Below are 12,149 nucleotides of genomic sequence, written 5' to 3'. Positions count from 1 at the left end.
GCAATATATTTCGCCTCTGCTATTTGCTGCTACTCCAAATAATAATGCCTTATCCGCTCAAGACCTTCATCAAGTTCATAAATCAGAGGCGTCCCGGTAGGAATATCCAGATTACTTACCTCTTCATCTGTAAGGTGATCAATATATTGAACTAAAGCACGAAGGCTATTGCCATGTGCACATACTATTACCTTTTTATCCTTCTTTATATCCCTTACAATAAATTCATTCCAGAAAGGTAATACCCGGGCCATTGTTTGGCTCAGGTTTTCGGTTAAAGGCAATTCCCGTTCTGTAAGCTCTTTATAACGAATATCTTTGCCAGGATATCGGTCATCATCTTTTGTAATAGCAGGCGGTAATTCATTCGGATCGCGCCGCCATTTATGAACCTGTTCTTCGCCATATTTGGCTGCTGTTTCAGCTTTATTAAGTCCCTGCAAGGCACCATAAAACCGTTCGTTTAAACGCCATGATTTTTGCACCGGGATCCACAAGTTATCCACTTCTTCTAATGCTGAATGAAGCGTTTTTATAGACCGTTTTAATAGCGACGTAAAAGCAACATCAAAAGTATAACCATGCTTTTTTAGTAACTCACCGGCATGCTTAGCCTGATTTACGCCTTCTTCAGACAGGTCTACATCGGTCCAGCCGGTAAAGCGGTTTTCTTTATTCCAAACACTCTCGCCGTGGCGTAATAAAACTAGTTTCTGCATAGCTCATTAGTTAACGCTAAAGTTAATGATCGGTTTGTAAAATAAAATTGCTAAAGGCATTTATATAAATTAAATTGCATGATAAACCAATTAAAACCTTTTAAACTATCATGATTCCAACTACTCCCGTTCCGGCGAAGGATGGCATTGCCAATCCCGCTCCTCTTGGTCTTTGTGCCTTTGGTATGACCACTGTTTTATTAAACCTGCATAATGCCGGCTTCTTTGAGCTTAACTCCATGATATTGGCTATGGGCATTTTTTATGGTGGTCTGGCACAGGTAATTGCCGGTATTATTGAATCTAAAAAGAATAATACCTTCGGATTAACCGCCTTTACTTCTTATGGATTTTTCTGGTTATCGCTGGTAGGATTAATAGTGATCCCTAAGTTGGGATGGGCGCCAGCAGCTTCAGACAGTGCGATGTGCGCTTATTTGATTATGTGGGGTATATTTACACTTTGTTTGTTTTTTGGCACCTTAAAATTGAATCGCGCACTCCAAGTGGTTTTTGCAAGCTTAACTATACTATTCTTTTTACTTGCAGCGGAGCATGCTACCGGTAACGGCGCTATAGGCAAATTTGCCGGATATGAAGGCATTTTTTGTGGTGCATCAGCTATTTATGCAGGGATTGCAAATGTTTTAAATGAAGTTTATGGTAAAACTGTGCTGCCTTTAGGTTAATTTTGAACCACTGAGAATGTTTATTCAGCCCGATAAAAATGAAGGATTTCAAAAAATATTACCGCATTGACGCTACGCCAGAAGAAATTTATATAGCACTAACTAATCCAATTACCATAGAATTGTGGACAGGGGAACCGGCAGAGATGTCGACTGAGCCAGGTTCTGAATTTTCTATGTGGGAAGGAAGTATTGTAGGAAAAAACCTGGAATTTGAAGAAGGAAAAAAAATCGTCCAGCAATGGTATTTTGACGGGCAACCTGAAGCATCAATAGTAACTATAAAATTGCACGCTGATAAAACGGCCACTTCTGTTGAACTAAAACACACCAACATCCCAGATGCCGAATACAAGGATTTTGTAGACGGATGGGACGGTACCTATTTTGGAGCCTTAACCGAGTTTTTTGAAGCTGAATAACCGATTTAAATTATACAAACAAAGCCGCTCAATTGAGCGGCTTCGTTATTTTATAGCTGTTTAAGAATTTACATCTTAATACAAAGAGAATTCAACTCTGCGGTTAGTTTGACGACCAGCAGCAGTTTTATTGGTGGCAATAGGATGTGCCTTACCATAACCTTCGGCTGTTATTAATGATGCATCAGCACCTTTACCTACCAGGTAAGTTTTGATAGCTTCAGCACGATCTTTTGAAAGTTTTAAGTTGGCAGCAACTGAACCTACATTATCGGTATAACCGGCTAATTTTAAATGGAACTTTTTGTCGATTAGTAATTGTGCAACTTTATCCAAACTTGGAAAAGAATGCTCACGAATAGTTGATTTTCCAAAATCAAACTCAAGATTCCTGATCGCTTCTTTAACAATTTCTCTGTCTTGCTCAGTTACGTAAACTTTTACTTCAGCTTTTGGAAGCGGACAGCCTGAACCATCAACTTTAGTTCCGGGAGGAGTATTCGGACATTTGTCGTAAAAGTCTGGAACACCATCGCCATCACTATCTGTAGTAAATTTGGCAAGATTAGCATTAGTAGTGTTTAAATCATTTCTTAACTGATCATTTTGTGCTTTTTCGGCATCAATCTGCATTTGTAACTCTTTTCGGGTATGCTGGTTTTCCCATAAATATTCCTGGCGCATTGAAGAAACAGGATTATGTGTAGCCAACTGTGGCTTGTGTCCCCCCAGTGCAAATTCAAGACCTATGTGGCCATAAGAAAAACGATCATTATTTAAACCGTATTTGTAGCCGTCAAAATTATCAGAATAAACAAAGTTGACCTGATAACCAAGATCAAGATTTATTCCCGGCGCCAAATCGAACTTCAATCCTACGCCAACGGGTACATAAAATTCATTAATTGATCCACTTCCGTCAGTTTTAAAATTTGAAGTGGCTCCTGCTGCTGTAGTAATAACAGGTGTATAACTCATTATACCACCACCTGCAGTAAAATATGGCTGAATAGCACTTTTATTATCGTGCCAGCTAATATTACCAACTGTTATTTCAGTGCTTAAGCTTAGTCCGTAATGGAGTTTTGTAGTAAAATGACTGTAACTATCACCTAATTGATCAACCTGGCTGTCGTTGCCTTCAACTTTGCCACCAAGATAATCAACCCGGAATGCTACCGCTGATGTTATCTGGTCTTTAATAAATGCGCCATAACCAATCTCTGATTTTGGATGCGTAAAATCCTGATTTCTGTTTGATCCAAAAATAGTATATGGAGTTAGGACACCGCCATTAACACCAATTGACCAGGTATTGTAAAAAGTATTGGCTGAAAAAGGTTTTACATAATCTGTTGCTACGTGCGAAGAATCAGCTGTTTGGGCTAATAACTTACCTCCTACCAGTATTCCGGACAACACCAGAGAGGCCTTTTTTAAACTTGTTTTCATATGGTTAAAAATTAGTTAGTGTTTTTTATAATAACACACAATGAAGGAAGTCAACATTAGTGCCACTAAAAAAAACATTCAGAATAATGGAATATCTATCACATAAAAACACAAATATTAATTATTAAATTAATTATATAACTAACTGATTAACAATTGAAAGTAAAACACCTTATTAAATAAATAGCACTATATGTTTACCCATAATTATAATGGAAGCTCAGTAAGCACTTAGTGTTAAAAATATGAGTTTAAAAGAGTACAGTTATGTATGTTAAATTAATATTATTATTAAATCGTAAGTAGTCTGAATTCTTAACACCATCTAAATAAACTGCCCTATTCTTTTGAATGAATTAGAAAAATTTCAAAAGTTTAATAATATTTATTATGTATACTATTGATATTTAAAAAAATGTTATTAAATAGATTCATCAAAAAAAACTCATAGGAAATCAATGTCCAAATGTTTGGGAAGATCTGAAAATACAAAGCAATACTGATGCAAGATTTACACCAGTATTGCATTAATTAATAACTGAAGGTTTTGAGTTATTCAGCACCAATCAGGCCGAATGGACAAATACTTTGTATTTAATATCTGCGCCGGCCTTTTCAAGAGTTGCGGCTACGGAACAATATTTATTAAGTGATAATTCAACGGCTTTGGCGGCCTTATCTTCATCAATATCTCCATATAAATGGAATTCCACATTTACAGTTTGCCATAAAGAAGGTTCCTTCCCTGCTTCACGCTCACCGTTTACAACCATTTTGTAGTCTTTAACTTCCTGGCGCTGTTTTTTAAGAATAGCAATAACATCAATTGCCGAGCAACCAGCAAGACCCATTAATAACATTTGCATAGGCCTTACACCATAGTTTTGGCCACCGCTTTCGGGGCTACTATCCATTTTTACAACATGTCCGTTTTCATCTGTGGCTTCAAAGCCATAATCGCCGGTAACGCGGGAAAGTTCAATTTTAGGCATATCCTTATTAAAAGAGTACGAAGTTACACATTTTGTTTAATTTAGCTTGGTTGACAATTATGTTCATTAAGTCATCTTTCTTTTACAGGTATAACTAACTTAAGGCCCGACCATATTTCATTAACTGCACAAACCTTTATATCAACCAGGCCTATTTGTATAGCATAGCTTCTGATCGTATTTTCTGTAATATCTGTATTCACTTTTGATGCCTTTTTTGGCCATGAAACCCATATCATACCATCGGGCTTTATCTGTTTTTTCAATACAGGCAGCTTGCTGATATATTCGTTCTCATTCATTACAAAAAAATGAATAAAATCCTTTTTAGCGGATTCGTTATCGCTCAAATCAAGATTAATAGGTAAATCAGTAAACAGATCAAAATAGCCTTCGGGCGCATTTATCAACCTGATATTAAAACCCGCCTTTAAGCCAAGTTTCTTTGCTAAGGGCGTACCCGAATAGCCTGCTGTTTGGCCAATTGATTTGTCATTCGTTCCCATCAATTTTAAATTATACTATTTGTTGCAGATGATGTTTAAGGTGATCTACATAATCAAGAGCCAGCCATGATACGGTATGCAGACTCTTCTCTTTTTTTCCGGTATCGCATTGCATTTGAGATCTATCTGCCGGGTAATTTTCAATAACTCTAATGATCTGGACATTGATAGATTTCCATAAAGTCAATAAAAAATCAATGTCAGCATCCTGGTAATGCTGTGCCTTTACCCATTGCTCCTGTTCATATATCAGTTTAAAATTCTCTTCATAAGTACATCGAACCAAACGTTGCAGATTTACCTGCGCACTATCAATTAAATGCCCGATAATTTCTTTTTTTGACCACTTTTCAACAGCGGGTTTATTATCCCAATTAATTGCCTTTAAATCTTGCTTAAAAAAATAATCTAAAGCATCATTTAGCTTAGTGACTGCATCCTGCATATTATCCATAATACTTTAAAATGTGAACATGGTTATATTTACCGTGTACTAATTTATTGGTTTTATTTTACTTCTTTTAAAATGTTTAAGCGTGCTTGCTCCAAAACATTAAGTTTGTACAAATTATTTTTAAATGAAGATAGAAACCATAGCTATACATGCAGCCAATCACACTGATGCTTCATCAAAGGCAGTTATTCAACCCATCGTACTTTCTACTACGTTTGAACGTTCTGCTGATGGCACTTACCTTGGTGGGCATATTTACAGCCGTGCCAGCAACCCCAACCGTAAAATGCTTGAAAATGTACTGGCACAATTAGAAGGTGGTGCTGATGCCGCTGCTTTTGCCTCAGGTAATGCTGCCGGGATGGCTATATTTCAATCGTTACCTGCAGGTACACATGTTATAGCACCAGATGATATGTATCATGGTTTATGTAATCAGCTTAAAACCTTGTTTTCAGATATTTTAACATTTGATTTTATTGATATCAATGATCCGCATATTTTGCAAAACCATATCAGGCCCGAAACTGGCTTAATATGGATTGAAACTCCATCAAACCCATTACTCAAAATTACAGATATTAAGAAAGTGATAGCCATAGCACATGCAAAACACATTATGGTTGCCTGTGATAATACTTTCGCCACTCCTATTTGCCAGCAGCCACTTGCTTTAGGCGCTGATCTGGTAATGCATTCGTCAACCAAATACTTTGGTGGTCATAGTGACTTGATGGGTGGAGTAGTAATTACTGGAGAGAAGAATGAAAGATGGTTAAAAATACGCCAGGTGCAGGAAATGGGGGGGGCTATACCATCGCCAATGGATTGTTATATGCTGGCACGAAGCATCAAAACCTTACCTTATCGTATGCGCGGGCATATTCATAATGCACAATTGCTGGCCGAATTTTTAGAAGGGCACCCCAAAGTTGAGAAAGTAATGTATCCGGGGCTGCCCTCTCATCCGCAGCATGAAATTGCTAAAGAGCAAATGACCGCCTTTGGTGGCATGCTTTCTTTTTGCGTTAAAGATGGACAAGAGGAAGCAAAACGCGTTATCAATAGCCTTAAATTGTTTACCCAGGCAACCAGTTTAGGTGGTGTAGAGAGTCTGATTGAACACCGTGCATCTGTGGAAGGGCCGGATACCAAAACACCATTGAATTTATTACGAGTATCTGTTGGCCTTGAACATATTGATGATTTAATTGAAGATTTGTCTGCAGCACTTGGATAATTAAAGTAATTGGTTTGAATTACGTAACTTTGCCATATGGCAGAGACTGAAACACTCCAAGAGTTTTACCAACAAAAATTTAATTGCTTACCTGAAAATACGGGTCAAGAAGCAGGGCACTTTAACGTATTCAAAACAGAAAAAACTAAGGCAATAACCACAAAGGCAATAAAGTATAGCCGGAGGGATTTTTATAAAATCAGTTTATTTCGTGGCAGAACAATTTATCATTACGCCGACAAAAGTATTGAAGTGGATGGTTCAGCGCTTATTTTCTTTAATCCGCAGGTACCATATACTTTTGAATATTTATCTGATGAATCTTCTGGCTTCTTTTGCATCTTTAAGGAACCATTTTTTACCGAAACACTCCGGAGCAACATAAATGAACTTCCAATGTTTGCTATAGGCAGCAAACCTGTCTATATACTTAACACTGATCAGGATGCTTATATAAGCAGCTTATTTGAAAAAGCATTAGTTGAAATTAATTCAGACTACCGTTTTAAATATGATCTGTTGCGCAATTACGTAATGGAAATGATTCATTACGCAATGAAAATTGAACCGTCAGAAACACTTTATAAGCATCCGGACGCCAATTCCCGCATTACTGCAGTTTTTACAGAGCTACTTGAACGGCAATTTCCCATTGAATCACCTAACCAGAGATTTGACATGCGTTCGCCTAAAGATTTTGCCAATCAATTAGCGGTGCATGTTAACCATTTAAACCGTGCAATACGCCATACTACGGGCAAAACAACTACTGATCACATATTTGAGCGCATAACCAGTGAAGCTAAAGCTTTGCTCAAACATACTAACTGGAATATTGCTGAAATAAGCTATTGCCTTGGATTTGAAGAACCCACGCATTTTAACAACTTTTTCAAAAAGCATACCCAAACCACACCTTCCGCCTATAGAATTGTTTGAATTTTGTAACCATTGGTTTGAATGATGTAATTCATTTGTCTCATCCTCAATATATCTTTGAATCAACAAAAATCAACGTATGATACAAAACAATAAAACATGGTTTATAACAGGTGCTTCTAAAGGATTTGGATTAAGCCTGGTAAAACAATTATTAGCGAAAGGACAAAAGGTTGCTGCAACCTCAAGGAATATTGAAGAACTTACTACAGCTGTTAACGAGATATCTGATAATTTCCTTCCACTTCAGGTTGATTTAGCAGATGAAGCAAGTGTGGCTGATGCATTGCTTAAAACAAATTGTGTATTCGGGCAAATTGATGTAGTAATTAACAATGCCGGTTATGGTATTGGCGGCAGTATTGAAGAACTAACAGACCGCGAAGTAAGGGATTGCTTTGATATAAATATTTTCGGCACTTTAAACGTAATTCGTAATGTAATGCCTTACCTGCGCAAACAACGGTCAGGGCATATTATAAACATTTCGTCTATTGCTGGTATTACAGGAGGGATTGGCTGGGCTTTATATGCTGCTACTAAGTTTGCTGTAGTTGGCTTATCAGAGGTGTTGGCTGAAGATGTAAAAGCATTGGGTATTAAAGTTACAGTTGTTGCACCCGGGGCATTCCGTACAAGTTTTTTAACCGCTGATTCACTATTTTTAACAAAAAATGCAATTGAAGATTATCAGGACGTAAGAGCATCACATGCACGTTATCAAAAGCTTAATGGTAACCAGGCTGGCGACCCAGAGAAAGCCGCTGCAGCAATGATACAAATTGCCTATGACGAAAATCCTCCAACACATTTATTATTGGGAGAAGACGCTTATAACCGCGCAATACAAAAGTTGGAATTTCTTGATAAAACATTCAGATTAAATGAAGAATTATCTAAATCAATGGCTTATCAGGGTTAATTACTTATTGATTAATTAATATTTTTTTTCCTTCATCTCCTTCCCTAATAATTAAATAAAAAAATAGTCAAAAACAAAGAACGCAATTTAATTCAGATTGCGTTCTTTGTTTTAAAATTACTCACCTTCAGGACTCTACAACGTTTTACGTATAAAATCCCTCCTCCGGCTAACTTATTAAGGCTTAATTACGTATAGAGGCTAAATATCAGAAAACGGGAATATACTTATTACTATTTTCTAATATTAAAAAAAGACAAAAAAGTAACATTTTGATTTAATCAAAATGTTGAGATTAATGAGGAGTAAATAAAGTGTAATTTTTTTATTACTTCTTAAAAAGAATTGATATTTTCTTATTGATTAATGTTAATAAAAATATAGTATTATATACGTTTTTTTTAAAAAAACACACGTATTATTGTTTTTTTTATAATCAAAATTCACTTTTTTGATATAATTTAAAAGAATCCCTAATATCATTTTAAACAGATATTAGCCCCAATTTTAGCTCGGTTGCAAAATAAAAATCTGTGACTGAGAAAAGCGAAGCTATATGAAATTCACAAAAAACAGCTTGTATTTTCCACTCACAGTTTTTATAGTAATGTTAACTATGAATTCATGTGTTAATAGTAAAAGGTTAGCATACTTTAATAATATCCCCAGGGACACTACAGTCCAAATGCAAGCCATCCCCAAATTGTTCAAAATAAATAAAAACGATTTACTTCAAATCACTATCGAAAGTTTGGATGTACAGGCTATGGCTGTTTTTAATCAAACCAGTGTTAGTACTACTTCAACTGGCACGCTACCTTCAGCAGCGACTGCGAATGCTAGTGGCGCATCTTCAGGTGGATCAATGACAGGAAATTTGGTTGATGAAAAAGGCTATATTACTTTACCATTGCTGGGTATAATCAAAGCTGAAGGGTTAACTAAAGAAGAATTAGCAGAAGAAATAAAAAAGGAATTTATTGATAAAAAAATTGTACTTGATCCAATAGTTACTATACGTGTACTTAATTATAAAATAACTATACTGGGAGAAGTTAATCATCCCGGAGTGATTCCAGTTCCAAATGAAAAAATCACACTTCCTGAAGCCTTAGGTTTAGCCGGTGATTTAACAGTTTACGGCAGAAGAGACAACGCCTTGCTGGTTCGTATGGTGGGCAATAAATTAGTTTACAAACGCTTCAGCCTTAACAACGATCAAATATTTGATAAGGACTTGTATTATCTTCAAAATAATGATTTGATTTATATTGAAGGTAACAAAGCTAAGGCTGGACTAAGTGAACGAAGCACGCAAACAATTCCCATTTTCTTAAGCGCATTATCATTATTAGCAGTCATATTAACTTTAGCCATTCGTAAATAGTAATTTTTCATTGATGAATAACACGAAAAAAAGGGAAAATTCAGATTTTGTTGAACTGGATGAATCAAATAACATTTTTAAGAGCATTGCTTATCGTTATGTCCCTTACTGGCCTATTTTTTTACTGACATTCTTTCTATCAATAGTAGGTGCATCGATTTATATTCATTATCAATCACCTGTTTATGAAGCTAGCGCATCAATCTTATTAAAAGATGATAAAAATGACGATCAGGGTACTAACATATTAGAATCATTAAATATATCAGGAACCAAAAAAAATGTTGAAAACGAGTTAGTGGTATTAAAATCACACTCATTAATGCGCCAAGTGGTAACAGAGATGGGATTGTATGCTCAAATTTATCAAAAAGGGCAGGTTAGAAATGTTCTATCCTACCCTTCTTATCCTGTTAATTTTGTTGCCTTACATCCTGAAAATATAAAAAGTACAATAGCCCCTATTCCATTCGAATATCTATCAGCAGAAAATGCAGTGAAAATAGGTGGCAAAAAATATACATTAAACACGCCCGTTAATACTCCTTATGGTGATTTCGTGATTTATAAATCTGCGGATTCATTAAGTTCATTACCCGCAAACAGCACGAAACACCCTTTTTCTCTTCAACTAAAATCTGTTAAAGCTTCCGCAAAACAGCTTATAGGTGCATTTTCAGTATCGGCCAATTCAAAACAATCTTCAATCATTTCATTGAAATTTACAGATCAGAACCCATTACGTGCTGAAAGCATTCTTAATACGTTGATTAATGATTATAGTAAAAATGGAATTGAAGATAAAAACACTATAGCTGCACGAACACTTACATTTTTGGAGGATAGACTCAAAATTGTAAACGGCGAGCTTTCGAAAGTTGAAGGTGATATACAGCAATACAAGTCAAAAGAGAATATTGTTGACGTGTCTGAAGAAGGTAAAATATTTTTAACCAGCGTTCAGGAAAGCGATCTTAAAATAAATGAGATTAATATTCAATTATCTGTTCTTGATCAGGTTGAAAAATATATTGTCAAAAAAGGTGAGGAACCCGGTGTTGTTCCCGGTACAGCTATAATTACTGATCAATTGTTAACACAATTACTTTTAAAGCTTTACGAAGATGATATCCAGCTGGAAAGGTTAAGAAAAATTTCTGGAGAAAATTCCCCTTCTATTATTGATATAAAAACTCAAATTGCACAACTGAAGCCCAGTATTCTTGAGAACATTCATACTATTCGTCAAAATTTACTAGCTTCAAGGGCTCAGTTGCAAGCCAATAATAACAGATTGACCAGCTCATTAAAATCAGTTCCTCAGAAGGAAAGGGCATTGGTTCAGATAAGCCGTGATCAACTCATTAAAAGCGGAATTTATTCATTTCTGCTTCAAAAAAGAGAAGAAACACAATTATCATTAGCAGCTTCAGTATCTGATAGCCGTATAATTGATGCTGCTGAAAGCAACCCTAATCCAATACAGCCTGTAGCGAGCAATGTTTATATGATTGCTATAGTATTAGGAATATTTGCAGCAGTAATTTTTGTTTTGGCACGTGAGGTTTATAATAAACTGATACTATTTCGCTCCGAAATTGAAAATGGTACAAGTGCACCTATCATAGCAGAAATATTGTTTGATCCAGGAGAAGAGCCTATTAAAATTAAAGATGGTAATAATACGGTAATTGCCGAACAATTCAGAGCCCTCCGCACTGCCCTCAGTTATTCTGGAATTCAGGACGATAAGAAGGTTATATTAATGACCTCCTCTATTTCGGGCGAAGGGAAGAGTTTTATGGCCATAAACCTTGCGATAGCCATGACTCTGGCAAACAAAAAGGTTGCACTACTTGAGCTGGATTTACGTAAACCTAAATTCGCGAAAATGCTAAAAATAAATCGCGAAAATGGCATTTCAGACTATCTTGTCGGATTATCAACCATTGATGAAATCAAAAAACCCCTACCTGAAATTCCAAATCTGTTTGTCTTTACGGCCGGAGCAATAGCACCTAATCCTACTGAACTTTTGCTTAACGAGAAGTTGGATTTGTTAATAAAGGAATTGAAAAAAGATTTTGATTATATCCTGATTGACTCGCCGCCTGTAAGTTTAATTACAGATGCCAAATTACTAAACGTTTACTCCGACATCTGTTTATATGTAATTCGTCATAACTATACGCCGAAATTGTATTTGAAGATGATTGATGAAATTTATGATAACGATGAATTAAACAATGTTAACATCATATTTAATGGCATTAAACCAAGGGGTATGTTCCGTCAGGGCTTTGGTCAGGGCTACGGTCAAAGTTATGGATATGGTTACGGTTATAATTATGCCGAAGATACCGCAATAAAGAAATCAAATAACATATTTAAAAACATAGGAAGAAGGTTTGGTAAATAAAAAACATA

12 protein-coding genes are annotated in these 12,149 nt (G+C 35.9%); 7 read left to right on the top strand and 5 right to left on the bottom strand.

Annotation, left to right across the window (positions count from 1 at the left end):
• Window positions 1-29 precede the first annotated feature (29 nt).
• Window positions 30-719, bottom strand: coding sequence for a 2,3-diphosphoglycerate-dependent phosphoglycerate mutase (gene gpmA / locus JN11_RS10150; RefSeq protein ID WP_144912218.1), 690 nt, complete (start codon window positions 717-719; stop codon window positions 30-32).
• Between the two features lie 110 nt (window positions 720-829).
• Between gpmA and JN11_RS10145 the strand changes: the two genes are divergently transcribed.
• Together JN11_RS10145 and JN11_RS10140 are read left to right on the top strand one after the other, a co-directional pair.
• Window positions 830-1,408: an acetate uptake transporter gene (locus tag JN11_RS10145; protein ID WP_144912217.1), complete on the top strand. Its 579-nt coding sequence runs from the start codon at window positions 830-832 to the stop codon at window positions 1,406-1,408.
• 38 nt (window positions 1,409-1,446) lie between these two features.
• Window positions 1,447-1,830, top strand: a complete 384-nt coding sequence (locus tag JN11_RS10140; protein WP_144912215.1) for an SRPBCC domain-containing protein — start codon at window positions 1,447-1,449, stop codon at window positions 1,828-1,830.
• A gap of 75 nt (window positions 1,831-1,905) precedes the next feature.
• Here JN11_RS10140 and JN11_RS10135 read toward each other — a convergent pair whose 3' ends face one another.
• The 4 genes from JN11_RS10135 to JN11_RS10120 all read right to left on the bottom strand — a co-directional run bounded on the left by JN11_RS10135 (window position 1,906) and on the right by JN11_RS10120 (window position 5,234).
• Window positions 1,906-3,282, bottom strand: a complete 1,377-nt coding sequence (locus JN11_RS10135; protein ID WP_144912213.1) for an OmpA family protein — start codon at window positions 3,280-3,282, stop codon at window positions 1,906-1,908.
• A 566-nt stretch (window positions 3,283-3,848) separates the two neighbouring features.
• Entirely contained in the window at window positions 3,849-4,274 is a 426-nt protein-coding gene (locus tag JN11_RS10130; protein ID WP_144912212.1) for an OsmC family protein, read from the bottom strand.
• Window positions 4,275-4,345: 71 nt separating this feature from the next.
• On the bottom strand, window positions 4,346-4,780 hold the full coding sequence (locus tag JN11_RS10125; protein ID WP_144912210.1) for a DUF3052 family protein: 435 nt from the start codon (window positions 4,778-4,780) through the stop codon (window positions 4,346-4,348).
• Window positions 4,781-4,790: 10 nt separating this feature from the next.
• On the bottom strand, window positions 4,791-5,234 hold the full coding sequence (locus JN11_RS10120; RefSeq protein WP_144912209.1) for a DinB family protein: 444 nt from the start codon (window positions 5,232-5,234) through the stop codon (window positions 4,791-4,793).
• A gap of 124 nt (window positions 5,235-5,358) precedes the next feature.
• Here JN11_RS10120 and JN11_RS10115 point away from each other — a divergent pair, with 124 nt between their 5' ends.
• From JN11_RS10115 to JN11_RS10095, 5 genes are all read left to right on the top strand, one after another.
• Window positions 5,359-6,474, top strand: a complete 1,116-nt coding sequence (locus JN11_RS10115; RefSeq protein ID WP_144912208.1) for a trans-sulfuration enzyme family protein — start codon at window positions 5,359-5,361, stop codon at window positions 6,472-6,474.
• A 36-nt stretch (window positions 6,475-6,510) separates the two neighbouring features.
• Window positions 6,511-7,413 carry a helix-turn-helix domain-containing protein gene (locus JN11_RS10110; protein WP_144912206.1) on the top strand — a complete coding sequence of 301 codons (903 nt, stop codon included), beginning with the start codon at window positions 6,511-6,513 and terminating at the stop codon, window positions 7,411-7,413.
• A gap of 79 nt (window positions 7,414-7,492) precedes the next feature.
• A complete protein-coding gene (locus JN11_RS10105; RefSeq protein ID WP_144912205.1) occupies window positions 7,493-8,335 on the top strand; it encodes an SDR family NAD(P)-dependent oxidoreductase in 843 nt (280 codons plus the stop codon).
• 685 nt (window positions 8,336-9,020) lie between these two features.
• Window positions 9,021-9,722 carry a polysaccharide biosynthesis/export family protein gene (locus tag JN11_RS10100; protein ID WP_170227735.1) on the top strand — a complete coding sequence of 234 codons (702 nt, stop codon included), beginning with the start codon at window positions 9,021-9,023 and terminating at the stop codon, window positions 9,720-9,722.
• 13 nt (window positions 9,723-9,735) lie between these two features.
• A complete protein-coding gene (locus JN11_RS10095; protein ID WP_144912201.1) occupies window positions 9,736-12,141 on the top strand; it encodes a GumC family protein in 2,406 nt (801 codons plus the stop codon).
• The last annotated feature ends 8 nt before the right edge of the window (window positions 12,142-12,149 follow it).

Source organism: Mucilaginibacter frigoritolerans (assembly GCF_007830615.1).
Classification (GTDB): domain Bacteria; phylum Bacteroidota; class Bacteroidia; order Sphingobacteriales; family Sphingobacteriaceae; genus Mucilaginibacter; species Mucilaginibacter frigoritolerans.
Note: the sequence above shows the minus strand (reverse complement) of the source record. Positions and strands in the feature narration are given on the sequence as shown.

Bases quoted from the DNA above. Each gene is read 5' to 3' on its own strand.
- gpmA (WP_144912218.1), bottom strand. From the start codon at position 719: ATGCAGAAACTAGTTTTATTACGCCACGGCGAGAGTGTTTGGAATAAA.
- JN11_RS10145 (WP_144912217.1), top strand. From the start codon at position 830: ATGATTCCAACTACTCCCGTTCCGGCGAAGGATGGCATTGCCAATCCC.
- JN11_RS10140 (WP_144912215.1), top strand. From the start codon at position 1,447: ATGAAGGATTTCAAAAAATATTACCGCATTGACGCTACGCCAGAAGAA.
- JN11_RS10135 (WP_144912213.1), bottom strand. From the start codon at position 3,282: ATGAAAACAAGTTTAAAAAAGGCCTCTCTGGTGTTGTCCGGAATACTG.
- JN11_RS10130 (WP_144912212.1), bottom strand. From the start codon at position 4,274: ATGCCTAAAATTGAACTTTCCCGCGTTACCGGCGATTATGGCTTTGAA.
- JN11_RS10125 (WP_144912210.1), bottom strand. From the start codon at position 4,780: ATGGGAACGAATGACAAATCAATTGGCCAAACAGCAGGCTATTCGGGT.
- JN11_RS10120 (WP_144912209.1), bottom strand. From the start codon at position 5,234: ATGGATAATATGCAGGATGCAGTCACTAAGCTAAATGATGCTTTAGAT.
- JN11_RS10115 (WP_144912208.1), top strand. From the start codon at position 5,359: ATGAAGATAGAAACCATAGCTATACATGCAGCCAATCACACTGATGCT.
- JN11_RS10110 (WP_144912206.1), top strand. From the start codon at position 6,511: ATGGCAGAGACTGAAACACTCCAAGAGTTTTACCAACAAAAATTTAAT.
- JN11_RS10105 (WP_144912205.1), top strand. From the start codon at position 7,493: ATGATACAAAACAATAAAACATGGTTTATAACAGGTGCTTCTAAAGGA.
- JN11_RS10100 (WP_170227735.1), top strand. From the start codon at position 9,021: ATGCAAGCCATCCCCAAATTGTTCAAAATAAATAAAAACGATTTACTT.
- JN11_RS10095 (WP_144912201.1), top strand. From the start codon at position 9,736: ATGAATAACACGAAAAAAAGGGAAAATTCAGATTTTGTTGAACTGGAT.